Origin of the sequence: Allosphingosinicella deserti, from assembly GCF_003012735.1 — a bacterium.
Classification (GTDB): Bacteria; Pseudomonadota; Alphaproteobacteria; order Sphingomonadales; family Sphingomonadaceae; genus Allosphingosinicella; species Allosphingosinicella deserti.
Genome location: NZ_PXYI01000007.1, coordinates 46,168 through 61,905, shown reverse-complemented (window position 1 = coordinate 61,905; position 15,738 = coordinate 46,168). Strand labels below are relative to the sequence as shown.

General features: G+C 67.7%; 15 protein-coding genes. 10 read left to right on the top strand and 5 right to left on the bottom strand.

Annotated features, from left to right (window positions below; all coding sequences use genetic code 11):
• Positions 1–120 precede the first annotated feature (120 nt).
• The 7 genes from C7I55_RS19685 to cysQ all read left to right on the top strand — a co-directional run bounded on the left by C7I55_RS19685 (position 121) and on the right by cysQ (position 6,179).
• On the top strand, positions 121–1,119 hold the full coding sequence (locus C7I55_RS19685; RefSeq protein WP_146151091.1) for an eCIS core domain-containing protein: 999 nt from the start codon (positions 121–123) through the stop codon (positions 1,117–1,119).
• Positions 1,109–1,504, top strand: a complete 396-nt coding sequence (locus tag C7I55_RS19680) for a hypothetical protein (protein ID WP_106514744.1) — start codon at positions 1,109–1,111, stop codon at positions 1,502–1,504. Before C7I55_RS19685 ends, C7I55_RS19680 begins: the two co-directional genes overlap by 11 nt.
• A gap of 169 nt (positions 1,505–1,673) precedes the next feature.
• Positions 1,674–2,435, top strand: a complete 762-nt coding sequence (locus C7I55_RS19675) for a sulfite exporter TauE/SafE family protein (protein ID WP_233222315.1) — start codon at positions 1,674–1,676, stop codon at positions 2,433–2,435.
• A gap of 125 nt (positions 2,436–2,560) precedes the next feature.
• Positions 2,561–3,673 (top strand): S-(hydroxymethyl)glutathione dehydrogenase/class III alcohol dehydrogenase, encoded by a 1,113-nt coding sequence (locus tag C7I55_RS19670; RefSeq protein WP_106514743.1) that lies wholly within the window; start codon positions 2,561–2,563, stop codon positions 3,671–3,673.
• 2 nt (positions 3,674–3,675) lie between these two features.
• Positions 3,676–4,551, top strand: a complete 876-nt coding sequence (purU, locus tag C7I55_RS19665; protein ID WP_106514742.1) for a formyltetrahydrofolate deformylase — start codon at positions 3,676–3,678, stop codon at positions 4,549–4,551.
• 9 nt (positions 4,552–4,560) lie between these two features.
• Positions 4,561–5,403, top strand: coding sequence for an S-formylglutathione hydrolase (fghA, locus tag C7I55_RS19660; protein WP_106514741.1), 843 nt, complete (start codon positions 4,561–4,563; stop codon positions 5,401–5,403).
• Positions 5,400–6,179 (top strand): 3'(2'),5'-bisphosphate nucleotidase CysQ, encoded by a 780-nt coding sequence (cysQ, locus tag C7I55_RS19655; RefSeq protein WP_106514740.1) that lies wholly within the window; start codon positions 5,400–5,402, stop codon positions 6,177–6,179. The genes fghA and cysQ overlap by 4 nt, the downstream gene beginning before the upstream one ends.
• Before the next feature lie 178 nt (positions 6,180–6,357).
• On the opposite strand, the gene C7I55_RS19650 is transcribed toward cysQ, so the two are convergent.
• Positions 6,358–6,777 carry a PRC-barrel domain-containing protein gene (locus tag C7I55_RS19650; RefSeq protein WP_106514739.1) on the bottom strand — a complete coding sequence of 140 codons (420 nt, stop codon included), beginning with the start codon at positions 6,775–6,777 and terminating at the stop codon, positions 6,358–6,360.
• A gap of 299 nt (positions 6,778–7,076) precedes the next feature.
• Between C7I55_RS19650 and C7I55_RS19645 the strand changes: the two genes are divergently transcribed.
• Entirely contained in the window at positions 7,077–8,255 is a 1,179-nt protein-coding gene (locus C7I55_RS19645) for an acetyl-CoA C-acetyltransferase (protein ID WP_106514738.1), read from the top strand.
• 37 nt (positions 8,256–8,292) lie between these two features.
• On the opposite strand, the gene C7I55_RS19640 is transcribed toward C7I55_RS19645, so the two are convergent.
• Positions 8,293–8,493, bottom strand: a complete 201-nt coding sequence (locus C7I55_RS19640) for a hypothetical protein (RefSeq protein ID WP_106514737.1) — start codon at positions 8,491–8,493, stop codon at positions 8,293–8,295.
• Between the two features lie 121 nt (positions 8,494–8,614).
• Entirely contained in the window at positions 8,615–9,043 is a 429-nt protein-coding gene (locus C7I55_RS19635) for a hypothetical protein (RefSeq protein ID WP_106514736.1), read from the bottom strand.
• A gap of 152 nt (positions 9,044–9,195) precedes the next feature.
• Here C7I55_RS19635 and C7I55_RS19630 point away from each other — a divergent pair, with 152 nt between their 5' ends.
• Positions 9,196–9,978, top strand: coding sequence for an SDR family oxidoreductase (locus C7I55_RS19630; protein WP_106514735.1), 783 nt, complete (start codon positions 9,196–9,198; stop codon positions 9,976–9,978).
• Positions 9,979–10,022: 44 nt separating this feature from the next.
• Here C7I55_RS19630 and C7I55_RS19625 read toward each other — a convergent pair whose 3' ends face one another.
• A complete protein-coding gene (locus C7I55_RS19625; protein WP_199192938.1) occupies positions 10,023–12,986 on the bottom strand; it encodes a S8 family serine peptidase in 2,964 nt (987 codons plus the stop codon).
• 200 nt (positions 12,987–13,186) lie between these two features.
• Entirely contained in the window at positions 13,187–14,899 is a 1,713-nt protein-coding gene (locus tag C7I55_RS19620; protein ID WP_146151089.1) for a flavin monoamine oxidase family protein, read from the bottom strand.
• A gap of 169 nt (positions 14,900–15,068) precedes the next feature.
• On the opposite strand from C7I55_RS19620, the gene C7I55_RS19615 reads away from it, so the two are divergent.
• Positions 15,069–15,680 (top strand): NUDIX hydrolase, encoded by a 612-nt coding sequence (locus C7I55_RS19615; RefSeq protein ID WP_106514733.1) that lies wholly within the window; start codon positions 15,069–15,071, stop codon positions 15,678–15,680.
• Positions 15,681–15,738: the final 58 nt, after the last annotated feature.

Sequence of the window (15,738 nt, the reverse complement as noted above, 5' to 3'; positions counted from 1 at the left end):
TGACATTTGTCACCTGCGCTTGCCTTCTTCGTACCCCAGATGGCCGGCAGCCTCATCGATTCGTTGATTGTCACCGGCGTCGGCCTCCCTCACTCTCTCCCGAAAATCGAGGAGAGACCGATGTTGGCCATCGAAGACCGCGGCGTGAGCTTCAGCCCGGCTGCGCCGAAACCGTCGCCGGTTGCGCCGCTCCCGACCGATGCCCGGGGGCGGATCGATGTCGACGCGTCGGGCGTGGAAATCGCGGCGCTGGCGCAAACGGACGCGCGGGCCGCCGCAGCCCGTCATGATCAGGCGGCCGCCAGCCTCACGCCGGTCGAACAGGGCGAGCTGCTCCGCTCGATGCCGGTGGCGGCCGGGTTCGGCGGCTGGGACTTTCCGGGCGTTCCGGATCTTCCCGGCATTCCGGGCATTCCCACCCTCCCGCTTGCCGGGCTCCCGAGCCTGCCCGATTTGCCGAGCCTGCCCGATTTGCCGAGCCTGCCGAACCCGCTCGATCTCGCACGCCGCAGCCTGGACGCTTTGCGCGACGCCGCCGACGCCATCGGCGACAAGCTCCGGACCCTCCCGCACGAGGCGGCCGACGCGCTCGCGGATTCGATGCGGGGCGACAAGGCGCGTCCCCTGACGAGTGCCGAGCGCACCGCGATAAGCGCGGCGTTCGGCTCCGAAATCGATCTCGACGAGGTCAGGATCGTCGACGGTCCCGGCAAGTCGCCCGCCGCGCACGCGGCATTCAAGGTCGGCGGCAATCCTGCGATCACCATCGGCAACACGATCTACCTCGATTCCGATCATTATTCGGGCGATCTCGGTCAGCCTGGCGCCGAGCGCGAATTGCTGCTCCACGAATTCACCCATGTCGTTCAATATGAACGGCTCGGCTATGGCTCGTTCGCCGGCAAATATGCCGATGATCTGAAGGAGCATGACTTCGATCGGAACGCGGTCTACCGCTACGACACGCGCGACACGCGCTACGCCGAGGAAACGATCGAAGGACAGGCTGAAATGGTCGGCGATTACGCGCGGCTCCGCGGATCGACCCTGCCCCAGGATCAGGCCGCGCTGCGGGATCTGGAAAAGCGCCTCGACGGAACGGGCATCTATGGCCTCTAGGGGCGCCGGAGGGGATCGCGGGCTGGCAATCGCCTCCGCTTTGCTCCTGTGCGGATGCCGCGACGGTGCCGATCTGCAGGTCGCCCAGGATCAACAAGGGGCGACCTTCGCCGTCCAGCCGAGGTCCGAGGGCGTGCAAAACTGCATCGAGAGCGTGAGCGTCTATCCGGCCGCACCCGACGACGCTCCCCCCCTGTGGGAAATCAGCGGGGGCCGATCCTCCGATATGTGCGTCACCCGTTTGCGCTACGGAGAGCTGCCGACGGGATTTGGAGCGACAAAGGCCGCGCCCGCGTTGCAGCCCGGCCGATCCTACCGGGTGCTGGTGACCGGCGCCGGCTTCTCTGCGGCGACGCGGTTCGAGCGGGCTCCACCGCGACAATGATGTGCACGGCGCTGCTGGAGGGCGTGCGAGAGGCGCGGTCATAGGGACCTCGTTTGAGACGTTCGAGCCGGACCGCGGTTGACCCCTGGCAGCATCTTCGCGAAAGCTGCGACCACCCGGGCCGGGCAAACGGCCACGGCAGGAGGCCCGGCTTTGCCGGCGTGACGCTTTGACCGATCTTTCCGCTTACCTCCTCGCCGCCGGCGCGGGCGCGCTCGGCGGCGCGATGAATGCGCTCGCCGGCGGCGGCACGTTCGCCACCCTGCCGGCCCTGATCGCGCTCGGTCTGCCGGCCAACATCGCCAATGCCACCTCGAACGTCGCCTTGCTCCCGGGCGCCGGCGCGAGCGCCTGGACCTATCGGGGCGAGCTCGGGCCGGTCGCGGGCATGTCCGTGCGGCTGCTGGCGGCGCTGACCTTCGTCTTCGGGCTGGTCGGCAGCCTCTTGCTCGTGCTCACGCCGACCGAGACGTTCGACCTCCTCATCCCGTGGCTGCTGCTCTTCGCCTTCGTCGTGATGGTGTTCGGCAAGCCTGCCGCCGACTGGCTGCATGCACGGGTCACGATCGGCCGGCCCACCCTGCTCGCAGCCCAGGCGCTGCTCGGCATATACGGCGGCTATTTCGGCGGCGGCGTCGGGCTGATCACCACCGCCGTCTACGGCCTGCTCGCCAACATCCGCCCTCGCGAGCTGTTCGCGATCCGCACCACCATGCTGGCGGTGGCGAACCTCGCGGCCGCCTTTGTGTTCATCGGCTTCGCCATGGTGTGGTGGTGGGCATGCCTGCCGATGCTGCTCGGCGCCATCCTCGGCGGCTGGCTCGGCGCGCTGCTCGGTCGGCGCCTCAGCCACCGGCTGGTGCGGATCTGGACATTGCTCGTCACCGGGACAACCACCGTGGTCTTCTTCATCCGGGCTTACGGCGGCTAGGCTGCGGCCCGCAACCGCCGCTTCGCGCCGCCGCGCCCTCTTCCGGCTTCGACGAGGATCTAGAACTTGCGCCCGCGTCCGCGTGCGGTATCAGCCTTTCCGAACTCAAATCGGGAAAGCCAGCCATGAAGACCCGCGCCGCGATCGCCGTCGCTCCCAACGCCCCGCTCGAGATCCACGAAGTCGATCTCGACGGGCCCAAGGCCGGCGAGGTGCTGGTCGAAGTGATGGCGACGGGCGTCTGCCACACCGACGCCTACACGCTCGAAGGCAAGGACAGCGAGGGCATCTTCCCATCGATCCTCGGCCATGAAGGGGCCGGCATCGTCCGAGACGTCGGCCCAGGCGTCACCTCGGTGAAGGTCGGCGATCACGTCATCCCGCTCTACACGCCCGAATGCCGGCAGTGTAAATCCTGCCTTTCGCAGAAGACCAATCTCTGCACCGCGATCCGCGGCACCCAGGGCAAGGGCCTGATGCCGGACGGCACCAGCCGCTTCCGCCTCGGCAACGACACGATCTACCATTATATGGGCTGCTCGACCTTCTCGAACTTCACCGTGATGCCGGAGATCGCGGTCGCGAAGGTGCGCGAGGACGCGCCGTTCGACAAGATCTGCTATATCGGCTGCGGAGTCACCACCGGGGTCGGCGCGGTGATCTGGACGGCGGGGGTCGAGCCGGGCTCGAACGTCGTCGTTTTCGGTCTCGGCGGTATCGGCCTCAACGTCATCCAGGGCGCCAAGCTGGTCGGCGCGGACAAGATCATCGGCGTCGACATCAATCCCGCCAAGCGGGCGATGGCCGAAGCGTTCGGCATGACCCATTTCATCAACCCGCGGGAGGTCGGCAACGACAAGGTGGTGCAGGCGATCCTCGACGCCACCGACGGCGGCGCCGACTACAGTTTCGATTGCACCGGCAATACCGACGTCATGCGCCAGGCGCTCGAATGCTGCCACCGCGGCTGGGGCGAAAGCGTGATCATCGGCGTCGCCGAAGCCGGCCGCGAAATCTCCACCCGTCCCTTCCAGCTGGTCACCGGCCGCGTCTGGAAGGGCTCCGCATTCGGCGGCGCGCGCGGCCGCACCGACGTGCCGAAGATCGTCGACTGGTATATGGACGGCAAGATCTCGATCGATCCGCTGATCACCCACATGCTGAAGCTCGACGACATCAACAGCGCCTTCGATCTGATGCACAAGGGCGAGAGCATCCGCAGCGTCGTGGTCTACTGAGCGTGACGTCGCCGCCGCCCGGCCCGAGCTACATCCTCACCTTCACGGCGGAGGATCGGGTCGGGATCGTGGCGGCAACAACCGGCTTCCTCGCCGACCGCGACGGCTTCATCCTCGACAGCCAGCAATATGCCGACGTCGAGAGCGGCCGCTTCTTCATGCGGGTCGCATTCACGCCGGCCGGCCGGCGCTTCCCGGCGGATCTCGCCACGCTGCGCAGCGACTTCGCGGCGGTGGCGGAACAGCTCGGGCTCGAGTGGACGATCGCCGACGGCAGCGCACCGATGAAGGTGATGATCGCGGTGTCGAAGGGCAGCCATTGCCTCAACGATCTGCTCCACCGCTGGTCGACGGGAGCGCTGCCGATCGACGTCACGGCAGTCGTGTCGAACCACGAGACCTGCCGTGCGCTCACCGAATGGCACGGCCTTCCCTTCCATCACCTGCCGGTTGCCGCCGACAGCCGCGCCGAACAGGAGGCACGGGTCGCCGGGCTGTTCCACGAGGCAGGTTCGGAGCTGCTCGTCCTCGCCCGCTACATGCAGGTGCTGACGCCGGATCTGATCGCCCGGCTCGCAGGACGCTGCATCAACATCCACCACAGCTTCCTGCCGAGCTTCAAGGGCGCCAACCCCTATCACCGGGCACATGCGCTCGGGGTGAAGCTGATCGGCGCGACCTCGCATTACGTCACGCCCGATCTCGACGAAGGCCCGATCATCGAACAGGCGGTCGAGCGGATCGATCATCGCGCAAGCGTCGACGACATGATCCGTATCGGCCGCGACACCGAGGCGCAGGTGCTCGCCCGCGCGGTCGCCTGGGCGGCGGAGCGCCGCATCCTTCTCAACGGCCGCAAGACGGTCGTCTTTCGCTAGGAATACCGCATGAGTCTCGACACGCTCTCCGTTACCCGATCGTTCGGCGGCACCGTCCACGTCGTCCGACATGACAGCCTCGCCACCGGCACGCCGATGACCTTCTCGGTCTTCGTGCCGCCGCAGGCGGAAAGCGGCGCGACCTGCCCGGTGGTCTGGTATCTGTCGGGCCTCACCTGCACCCACGCCAACGTCACCGAAAAGGGCGAGTATCGCCGCGCCTGCGCCGAGCTCGGCCTGATCTTCGTCGCTCCGGATACGAGCCCGCGCGGTGACGAGGTGCCGGACGATCCCGCCTACGATTTCGGCCAGGGCGCCGGATTCTACGTCGACGCCACCCAGGCCCCGTACGATGCCCATTATCGCATGGAGCGCTACATCGTCGAGGAACTGCCGGAGATCGTCGCATCGGCCTTTCCCATCGACCGCGACCGCCAGGCGATTACCGGCCACTCGATGGGCGGGCACGGCGCGCTTACCCTCGCCCTGCGCCATCCTGGCCGCTACCGAAGCGTCTCCGCCTTCGCGCCGATCGTCGCACCGTCACAGGTGCCATGGGGCGAGAAGGCGCTCGGCGCCTATCTCGGACCGGATCGCGCGGCTTGGCGCCGGCACGACGCCGTCGCGCTGATCGAGGACGGCGCACGCGTGCCGGAAATCCTCGTTGATCAGGGCGGCGCCGACACGTTCCTCGAGCGGGAGCTTCGCCCGGACCTGCTCGAGGCCGCGTGCCGCGAGGCCGGTATTCCGCTCACCCTGCGCCTGCAGCAAGGCTATGATCACAGTTATTATTTCATCTCGACCTTCATGGAGGATCATCTCCGCTGGCACGCCGCCCGGCTGACGGCATGAGCGCGCCGTCTGATATGCTCCGGACGATGATCGACGCCGCCCTGGCCGCGGGCGAGGAGATCGCCTGCATCTATGCGGCGGGCTGCACGATCGAGGAGAAGAGCGACGGATCGCCGGTGACGATCGCCGATCGGCGCGCCGAGGCGATCATCCTCGATCGCCTCGGCGCCGCTTTTCCCGAAATCCCCGTGCTTGCCGAAGAGGAAGCCGCAGCCGGGCGCATTCCCGAGCTGGACGGACGCTTCTTCTGCGTCGACCCGCTCGACGGCACCAAAGGCTTCGCGCTGCGCAACGGCGAGTTCACCGTCAACATCGCCTTGGTCGAGGCCGGAGTGCCGGTGGCAGGAGTCATCTACGCGCCGGTCCCGGATCTGCTCTATTACGGCGCCCGCGCCGAAGGCGCGTTCCGCGCCCGCGGCGGCGCCCCGGCCGAGGCGATAGCGACCCGCGCTCCCCCGGCACATGGCCTCACCGGCATCGGCAGCCGCAATCACGCCGCGTCCGACACCGACGCGCGCGCTGCCCGGCTCGGCATCGTCGACTATCTGCCCTCGGGCTCCTCGCTCAAATTCTGCATGCTCGCCGAAGGCTCGGCGGACGTCTATCCGCGCTGGGGCCGGACGATGGAATGGGACACCGCCGCCGGCCAGGCGATCCTCGAAGCCGCCGGCGGCCGCGTCCTCGCCCTCGACGGGGATCGCGAAACCGGCCCCTTGCGCTACGGCAAGGCTGACCGCGGCTTCGACAACCCCCATTTCATCGCCTGGGCTCGCTGACCCCGCGCGCGCGGATCAGCCGAACCTCCTCTGCTATTCCTGAGCCTCCCTCGATCGGGAGGTTGGTGGGGGACTTCCACCGGCACTGCGCCCGTGGTCTGGCGAGCGACCGTGGGTCCTCACTCCGTCCCCACGGAACGCCGCAACGACGCCACGCACAGCCGAGCCGTCTCGGACCCTACAGTCCCCACCACGGCATCGTGCCCCAATAGGAGCTCACCCGTTCCTGATAGTCGCGATCGATCGGACGGTCGGTGTCGTCGAGGCGCATCGCCGGCGCCTTGGCGAGCTGATCCTTGGTCATGTCGACGACATAGCCGTCATGGTCGACATCGTAGGTCAGCAATTGCCAGGGGATCGGGTGGACGTGGGTGCCGACGCCCATGAAGCCGCCGAATTCGAGCACCGCATAGGGCACGCTGCCGTGCCGTTTCTCGATCATCACGCTGTGGATCTGCCCAAGCCGTTCGCCGGACCGACCGAAGACCGGCGTTCCCTCGACCCGCCGCGACGAGATCAGCTCGTGCCCGTAATCGATGCTCTGACCGCGTGGATCGATCCTCTCCTGCAGCGGCTCCACGACATGATGTTCGCCCATGACGCTCTCTCCTCGGCGCATCCGGCCGCAGAACCGCTTTCGTCGCCTCAGGTCGTTGCCCCGAGGTAGAAGCGGCAGAAGCGCCCCGGCCGAAGCCGGGACGCTCCCGAAGCCGCCATGCGGCGGTGCTTGTGCGTTTCTCGACCGGTTCCTGTGGAACGAACCGGAGTGCAGAGAGTTCCGCCGCGCGGGGTCCGGCGAGGAAAGTTCCGCATCGATGCGCTGCGCGTATTGGCCGCCCGGCTTGAGTGCGCTCGAAGGGCGCGCTATCCGATTTACGTAATCGTAAGGGAGAGGATATGGCCGAGGCCTATATCGTCGCCGCCGCGCGCACTGCGGGCGGCAGGCGCGGCGGCGCGCTCAAGGATTGGCATCCGGCCGACATGGCCGCCGAGATCCTCGACGCGCTCGTCGCGCGCGCCGGCATCGATCCCGCCGCAATCGAGGATGTCGTGATGGGCTGCGTCGGACAGGCCGGCGAGCAGGCTTTCCACGTCGGCCGCAACGCCGTGCTCGCGTCGTCGCTGCCGCAGAGCGTCCCGGCGGTGACGATCGATCGCCAATGCGGATCGTCGCAGCAGGCGATCCAGTTCGCGGCTCAGGCGGTGATGAGCGGTACCCAGGACGTGGTGATCGCGTCAGGCGTCGAATCGATGACTCGCGTGCCCATGGGCCTTCCCTTCACTTTGCCGATGCAGCAGGGGATCGGCACCGGTCCCTTCTCGAAGCGGATTCAGGACAAGTTCGGCGTGACCATGTTCAGCCAGTTCGACGGCGCCGAGATGATCGCCGAAAAGTACGCTTTCTCGCGCGAGATGCTCGACGCCTTTGCCCTGGAGAGTCATCGCAAGGCGACCGAGGCGGCGACGGCCGGAGCGTTCGACGACGAAATCGTTCCGCTCGAAATTCTCTCGGCCGACGGGATGACGAGTCTCCACCGGCGAGACGAGGGCATCCGCGCGGACGCCACTCTGGACAGCATTGGCTCGGTCAAGCTGCTGCGCGAGGGCGGCCGGATCAGCGCCGCCAACGCTTCGCAGATCTGCGACGGGGCGAGCGGCGTGCTGGTCGTCAGCGAACGCGCGCTCCAGACTCACGGCCTGACCCCGCTCGCCCGCATCGTCAATCTCACCGTCACCGGCGGCGATCCGGTGATCATGCTCGAGGAGGTGATCCCGGCGACGCGGCGCGCGCTCGATCGTGCCGGCATGACCATCGGCGAAATCGATCTCTACGAGGTCAACGAGGCTTTCGCGCCGGTGCCGATGGCGTGGCTGCAGGAGATCGGCGCGGATCCCGCGCGGCTCAACGTCCATGGCGGCGCGATTGCGCTTGGACATCCGCTCGGCGCGTCGGGCACCAAGCTGATGACGACCTTGCTCTACGCCTTGAAGCGACGCGGCGGTCGCTACGGCCTGCAGACGATGTGCGAAGGCGGCGGGCTCGCCAATGTCACGATCGTCGAAAGCCTCGGCTGAGAAACGTCCTCAGGCCTCCAGCGCGGGCTGACGGGTGTCAGGCGGCGAGCGCCTGATCTACGGCCGGCAAGCCCTCCCAGGCAACGGCAGTGGCAAGCCTGTCCGCCTCCACGACGGCATCGGCAATGGCGTCGCCCAAGGGCCCCGGTGCGGTCCAGCCGCAGCGTGCACAGCTTTCGTCGTTTCTCACCATGCCGTGGATGCCCCACGGCCGCTCGGTCGAACATTCAAGGCTCATCGTCACATCCCGCAAGCGTACAACCCCTCTACACGTCGGATGTATAATTATGCATTGAGGTGCATACAAGTAGTTGATGCACATTAGGTACTAGTACGGACCGCCCGCGGTGGCTCCGGGTTCAGTTCGGCCGTCCGCCTGGATTGGCCAGGCTCGGGCGCTGATCCGCCCATTGCTGGTCGTCCTTCTTCCACTGCCGCAGCATGCAGCCCGTCGATCCCCCGGGCCCGACCGCCGAGCAGCTCCCGATCCCGGTGTCGCCATGATCGAGCAGGCTGTTCCGCTCGCGCGAGACGCTCGCCGTGCTACCGCCGGGATCGAAGCGGTCCGGCGGCTCCGGAATACGATAGGGCGAGCGCTTCTCCTCCCGCCGGGCGCAGACGACGATCTCCTCGCCAACCCCGCTGCGGCACGGTCGACCGAGGCTCGGAACGATGGGGCGGAGCAGGTTCGGGCCGAGCGCTGGGGCTTGCGCCTGCGCCTGCGCCCCTGCGGCGATCGTCACGAACAGGATCGCCCCCGCTCCGGCACCCACGATCGATCCCACCATGTCGTCCCCCTGCTGACCGCGCAAATGGAGCGCAGGCGCGATGAACCGCCGGTGAAGACCGGACCGGCTTGCCGCGGCGTCACGCTTGCCTCTACAGCGTTCAGCCTATCGGCAGAGGCCGGACGGGATGCCGCGCCTCGGGAGGAACCTGCATGAAGCTCGACACCAGCATCTCCGCAATCGTCACCGGCGCCGCCTCGGGGCTCGGCGAGGCGACCGCACGCGCGCTCGCCGCACGCGGCGTCAAGGTGGCGGTGTTCGATCGCGACCCGAACAAGGGTGCGCAGGTCGCATCCGAGATCGGCGGCATGTTCGCCGAGGTCGACGTAACCTCCGATGCGGCGGTCGAGGCGGGTTTCGCAGCGGCGCGCGCCGCGCATGGTCAGGAAAGGATCCTGGTCAATTGCGCGGGGATCGTCAATGCCGCCAAGACGGTCGGTCGCGACAAGGCGACGGGGGCGCCGAAGCCCTATCCGATCCAGCAGTTCGAGCTTGCCGTGCAAATCAATCTGATCGGCACGTTCCGGATGATCGCCCATTCGGCGCTCGGGATGGTCGGCCTCGATCCGCTCGAGGATGGCGAGCGCGGTCTGATCGTCAACACCGCCTCGGTCGCCGCGCAGGACGGGCAGATCGGCCAGGCGGCCTATTCGGCATCGAAGGCGGGGGTGCTCGGCATGGCCCTGCCGATCGCACGCGATCTGATGAACGACGGTATCCGGGTCAACACCATCCTCCCCGGCGTGTTCAAGACCCCGATGGTCGCCGGGATGCCGCAGAACGTCCAGGATGCGCTCGGCGCACAGGTGCCCTTCCCCAAGCGCCTCGGCCAGGCCGAGGAATATGCGAGGCTGGCGGTGTTCATGGCCGAGAATCCCTACATCAACGCGGAAGACGTCCGCCTCGACGGCGGCATCCGAATGGCGCCGCGCTGACGATAATCACGGATCGCCCTTTGCGCCGGGGCAGGAGCGTCCGGTTACACCCAGAAGTCCGCCGCATTCAGCTGATAGCCCGGCGTCGCGACCACCAGGATCGACAGATCCGCGACGCGGTCGCCATTGGTGTCCCCCTCGACCAGCCAGCCATTGGGGGTACCGGCAGCGGCTGACACCCGCAGCTCGCCCGCGCTGCCGCCGAACGCGGCGGCACCGACGAAGCGGAAGTTCTGGTTGCCGTTGGCGGCGACGCCGTCGGCATCGATCGGCGTCAGGTAGATCTGGTCGCCCTTGGTGAAGCCGATCCTGTCCTGCGCGGCGGCGGTGGATTCGTCGGTCGCGCGATACTCGAACATGTCCTTGCCGGGTCCGCCGCGCAGATTGTCGCCGCCGGTGCCGCCCCAGAGCCGGTCGGCGCCGGCGCCGGCCAGGATCGTGTCGGCGCCGCGGCTGCCGCGGATGTTGAAGCTGCCGTCGGTCTCGGCCGCGCCGTTGAACACGAAACTCTCGCCGGCGAGCAGCCCCTGGGCGTTGACCACCATCTGCTGTCCCGCCGCGACATTGATGTCGTTCATCGTGAGATTGTAGGCATTGGGCGTTGCGGCATTGCCGGAGCTGGCCAGGGCCAGCTTCTCGATCGAGACGAGATCGTCGGCCTCGAACCTGATCGTGTAGGTGCCGGCGAGCGTCACCGTATCGGTGCCGACGCCGCCGTCGAGTGCGTCGGCGTTGGTGAACGCAGCCCCCAGGTAGAAGAGATCATCGCCGGCATTGCCGCTGACCCGGTCGTTGCCGCCATCGTCGAGCGCCAGGAGATCGTTGCCGTCGCCCATGATCGCCAGATTGTCGGCAGCGTTGAAGCGGACACCCTGCCCGGCCGTCGAGGTGCCGGCGAAATTGTCGACATTGGCGGCCAGCACGTAGAGATCCGTGCGGGTCCCGATCGCCGTCCGTACAATGTCGATGCCGTAGCCGACCTGCTCGAGGACGATGTCGTCGACACTGTCCACGATGTAGGTGTCGTCCCCAAGGCCGCCCTTCAGGACGTCGCCGCCGCCACCGCCTTCAAGATGGTCGCCCCCCGCACCGCCATCCAGAAGATCGTCGCCGGCTCCGCCTTCCAGGAAGTCGGTTCCCGCGCCGCCGATCACGGCGAAACCACCATCGCGTTCGGCGCTGCCGTTGAAGCGCAGCGTTTCGCCGGCGGCGAGCGCGGATGCATCGATCGACAGCAAGGCGCCCGCTGCAACGTTCGCGTCTGCCATCGCCAGGGCGTAGGACGTGCCACCGACCAGGGTCAGATGTTCGATGCCGCGCAGCTGATCGGCGCCGAGAGTCAGCGCCGAAGCGCCGACATAGACACCGGCCAGGACCAGCGTGTCGGTGCCGCTGCCGCCGTCCACCTGGTCACCTGCACCGAATGCACTGCCATAAGCGAACAGATCGTTCCCTTCGCCCCCGAAAACGCGATCGTTGCCGCCTTTGGTCATATCGATGCGATCGTCGCCCGACGTCCCGAAGCGCAGGTCGGAACCGGCCGTGTCGATCGTCAGCAGCTTGCCGATGTCGAGCCGTCCGCCCGTCGCCGTGACCCCGGCGAGCGATGCGGTCGCAGCCGTGGAGGCCAGCAAGTTGGCGCGGATCTCGGCGGCGCTCGCGTCGGACACCGCGGAATAGAGTGCGATCGCACCGGTGACGTGCGGCGCCGCCATGGATGTGCCGTTGAGGTTGCCATAGCCTCCGCCCGGCAAGGTCGAATAGATGGACGATCCCGGTGCGCCCAGGTCGACGCTGACGCTGCCGTAGTTGGAGAAGCTCGAGCGTCCGCCCGTCCGCGTGATCGAGGCGACGGCGATGACCGCATCATATCCGGCGGATGTCGTACTGCTGTAGTTCGAAGGGTAGTTCGCGACGACATCATTGTTGTCGCCGATCTGGTCCGGGCCGCCGTTGCCGGCCGCCCCGACGAACAAAATGTCTTCCGCCGCGCCCCGGGCGATCGCATCGGCGATCGGCTGCGAGTAGCCGCCCCCGCCCCAGCTGTTGTTGGTCGCTGCGAAATCCTGCAGCGTCGACGCCTTTGCCGCCGCCGTGAAATAGTCGATCGCCTGCAGCGCCGCCGACGTCGATCCGTTCCCCGATGCGTTCAGGAACTTCAGCGCGACGAGCTGGGTCGACCAGGTCACGCCGGCGACGCCGATGCCGTTCCCGCCGCTGGCAGCGATCGTTCCCGCGACATGGGTGCCGTGGCGATTATCATCATAGGGATCGTTGTCGCCATTGGCGTAGTCCCAGCCGATCAGGTCGTCGACATGGCCGTTGGAATCATTGTCGACGCCATCCTCCCAGCGCACGTCGGCGAGCAGATCGCCGGCGTCGATCCGGGCATTGCCGTTGAGATCGGAGACGTAGAGCGAGTTGGCGGCAGCGTTCAGGTCGAGGAAGGAGATCAGCCCATCGGCATTGGCATCGGCCAGCGACGCGCGGAAGGCGGGCGGAATCTCGAGCGGATTGAGCCAGATGTTGAGGTAGAGATCCGGATGGGTGTAATCGATGCCGGAATCGATCACCCCGACGACCACGCTCGCCGATCCGGTGTAGCCGGCGCTCCACGCCTCCCCCGCCTGGCTTCCGAAGGCATTGGCCGGGCTGGTGGCGTCGCCATACATGCCCCACAGCGATCCGCCGGTATAGCCAGGGTCGTTGCTGACGGCGTCAACCGTCAGCTGACCATCCACGTGGGCATTCCGCACGGCGGAGGCGCCGGAGAGAATGTTCAGCGCTTCGGCCGCCGGGAGATCGCCGGGAAGCCGTACGCGCAACAATGCCGAGCCCTGATCGTCGCCACCCGGCGCATGCACCCACAGGATTTCGGTCGCACGGATGGAGGCAAGGACCGCATCGACGGTCGCCGGGTCGACATCATGCGCAAAGGCGACAAGCAGGTCCGACCCGAGTTCCCGAGAATCGCCGCCGGCCCTCGAAGCATCATCGAGCACCGCCACGAGGGGTGTGCGGGGAGCGCTGCCAGGGCTTGACGAAGCTGCGCCCACGGCATGCCATGTCGCGAACCGGGTCTCGAACCCTTCCGCAACGGCGTCTCGCATGAGGTCGTCGCGCAAACGCGTGATCGTGGGCCGGATGTATCTGTGCATGATGTCGTGATCCGATGCGCGGCCAATCGCCCCGCTTTCGGATCACGACATTAACGATCCGTCACCAGGCCCGGAACTCCGGGCAAGTGCGTATCCAGGCATCCGGATGCCCGGCCTCTTGAGAGGACAGGGTTGATCGGATCAGAAGCCGCCCACCCCGCATTCAGCGTATCGCCCGGCGCCGCAGCACCGCTTCCACGAAGCGCGACCTGGGAGACATGCATCGCCGCCTCGGCTGCAACCCGGCCGGTCTGCACCGCACCGTTCATGTAACCGGGCCAGGCGTCGGACAGCCACTCGCCGGCGAACAGCAGCGGCCCCGCACCGCTGGCACGCGCCGCCTGACCCTCCTCTTCGACCGTCAGCAGGCTGCCGAAGCGGGTGAGTTGGCCGGGGCAGAAGCCGATATAGGCGCCGCGCGTCAGCGGATCGTCACCCCAGCGGGTGCGGCGGACTCGGCCGTTGGGCTGCGGCAGCCCGGGTACGACGCGCGCCGCCATCGCGGTGTAGCGATCGCGCAGCACGGCCGTGTCGGTTCGGGCCTCGGCCGCGACCTGCGCGCCGCCGAGAAAGTAGGTCAGCGCGCCGGGACGATCGGCCGCGCCCAGCCGCGCCGACGCGGCGTCCCAGGCCTCCGAAAAGCCCTCGCTCGCCCAGATCGCACCGTCGCCGCCGAGCGTGTGGCGCCAGGGCTGCCGATCGTAGCCGACGATCACTTTCTCGTTGGCGCCGAGCCGGACCTCGTCGATAAGTTCGCGCCAGAGCGGCGGCAGCGGCGCGTCGATCCGGATCTCGCGAAGCAACGGGGCCGGCAAGGCAAGGATGACGCGGTCGGCATCGGCCTCCTCTCCGTCTGTGAAACGCAGACGGACTGTCCCGCCGACCATCTCGATCCGGTCGAGCCGCTTGCCCGTCCGGATCGACGACGTCATGGGCCGGGCAAGCGCCTCCGCGACGCGGCCGGTCCCGCCCTCGACGAGATAACGCTCGTCCGAGAGGCTGAGGCGGGTAAGCCTCCGGCCGTCGACGGTGGGCAGGTTGAACAGCAATTCCAGCGCCGACGCCTCCTCCGGCTCGAGCCCGTATTCCGTCCGGACCCCGGCCTCCAGCGCATCGCGCGCGTCACCCCGCGCAAGGCCGTGACGATCGAGATAGGCGCTGACCGACAGCGCATCGATCTCCCGCGCGACGCTTTCATAGTCGCGGTCCAGGCGATCGGAATCGGCGGTGATCGTCGCTGCGATCCCGCGCAGGGCTTCGGCGAGCGCCGCCTCCGGCACGGCAGCGCCGTCCCGGCCGATCTGGACCTCGCGGCCTCCCCCGGCGGCGCTGCGATCGATGAGCCGCAGGCCGAGATCGCGGACCAGGCGGCGCATCTCGCCATGGTCGGAATTCACCAATTGTCCGCCTTCGTCGAACGCATATCCCGGTGCGAACACGCCGGTGACGCTGCGCGTGCGGCCGCCGATCGCTTGGCGCGCCTCGTACAATGTCGCGTCGGCGCCGAGCGCGCGCAACCGCCGCAGCGCGGTCAGGCCGGCAAGCCCGCCGCCGATCACGATCACCTTGCGTCGCGATTGCGCCCGGGCAAAGGCCGGACTGCGTGGCAGCACCAGCCCGGCCGCGCCTCCGCCCAGCGCGGCGAGCAGAGTGCGGCGGCTGATCCCGTCGCGACCGACCGCAGCCGGCGCCTCTCCTGCGGCTTCGAGATTGCGCGCCCGTGCCTGATCGAGCGCGCGCCAAAGTCCGATCGCTCCCCGCATCGTCCCCCCTTTCGTGCCGCGACCGGGCGCGGCACCCTCGAATGATTTCAGAATGTCCGGGCTTTGGAAAGGCGAACGTGTCGGCGCGATTGTGTCGAAGTCGCCGCGTGAATAGAAGCAGACGGGCAACGGCCGGCCCGATGCCCCGCCGAAGGAGACGCATCCGCCGATGGAAGATCTCTGGCTCAGCCGCGCCAAGCGCCTGCAGGCGATCGCTTCGACCGGACTCGGCTTCTGCCGCGATCCGTTCGATCGCGAGCGCTACCAGGAAATCGCGGAAATCGCCCATGCCATGCTCGCCGACATCGGCAACGTCCCGATCGACCGGATACCCACTCTCCTCTCCGACTTCGCGCAGGGCTATGCGACCCCCAAGGTCGACGTTCGCGGCGCGGTGATCGAAGGCGGGGAGATCCTGCTGGTTCGGGAGCGCAGCGACGGACGCTGGACCCTGCCCGGGGGCTTTGCCGATGTCGGCCGCTCCGCATCGGAGAACGTCGTCAAGGAGATCGAGGAAGAAGCCGGGGTCAAGGTCCGCGCCCGCACCCTCTACAGCCTCCGCCACAAGGCCAAGCGTCCCTACGAACCGGACGCGCGAGATTTCTACAAGATGTTCTTCCTTTGCGACCGCCTCGATCGGGCGCTGCCGCAGCCGGGGCTGGAGACGCTGGACGTCGGTTTCTTCCCGCCGGATGCATTGCCCGAGCTCTCGCTCGGGCGCATCATTGCGAAGGACATTCACGATGCCTTTGCGCATTCCGGCGAGATCGTCTTCGATTGAGCGCGCAATGCCGGCGCATACGGGCCGCCCCACTCGCCCTCAGGCTTGGCGCGATGCT

Excerpts from the sequence above, each read along its gene's own strand:
- C7I55_RS19685 (WP_146151091.1), top strand. The coding sequence starts at position 121 with ATGTTGGCCATCGAAGACCGCGGCGTGAGCTTCAGCCCGGCTGCGCCG.
- C7I55_RS19680 (WP_106514744.1), top strand. The coding sequence starts at position 1,109 with ATGGCCTCTAGGGGCGCCGGAGGGGATCGCGGGCTGGCAATCGCCTCC.
- C7I55_RS19670 (WP_106514743.1), top strand. The coding sequence starts at position 2,561 with ATGAAGACCCGCGCCGCGATCGCCGTCGCTCCCAACGCCCCGCTCGAG.
- fghA (WP_106514741.1), top strand. The coding sequence starts at position 4,561 with ATGAGTCTCGACACGCTCTCCGTTACCCGATCGTTCGGCGGCACCGTC.
- cysQ (WP_106514740.1), top strand. The coding sequence starts at position 5,400 with ATGAGCGCGCCGTCTGATATGCTCCGGACGATGATCGACGCCGCCCTG.
- C7I55_RS19650 (WP_106514739.1), bottom strand. The coding sequence starts at position 6,777 with ATGGGCGAACATCATGTCGTGGAGCCGCTGCAGGAGAGGATCGATCCA.
- C7I55_RS19645 (WP_106514738.1), top strand. The coding sequence starts at position 7,077 with ATGGCCGAGGCCTATATCGTCGCCGCCGCGCGCACTGCGGGCGGCAGG.
- C7I55_RS19640 (WP_106514737.1), bottom strand. The coding sequence starts at position 8,493 with ATGAGCCTTGAATGTTCGACCGAGCGGCCGTGGGGCATCCACGGCATG.
- C7I55_RS19635 (WP_106514736.1), bottom strand. The coding sequence starts at position 9,043 with ATGGTGGGATCGATCGTGGGTGCCGGAGCGGGGGCGATCCTGTTCGTG.
- C7I55_RS19630 (WP_106514735.1), top strand. The coding sequence starts at position 9,196 with ATGAAGCTCGACACCAGCATCTCCGCAATCGTCACCGGCGCCGCCTCG.
- C7I55_RS19620 (WP_146151089.1), bottom strand. The coding sequence starts at position 14,899 with ATGCGGGGAGCGATCGGACTTTGGCGCGCGCTCGATCAGGCACGGGCG.
- C7I55_RS19615 (WP_106514733.1), top strand. The coding sequence starts at position 15,069 with ATGGAAGATCTCTGGCTCAGCCGCGCCAAGCGCCTGCAGGCGATCGCT.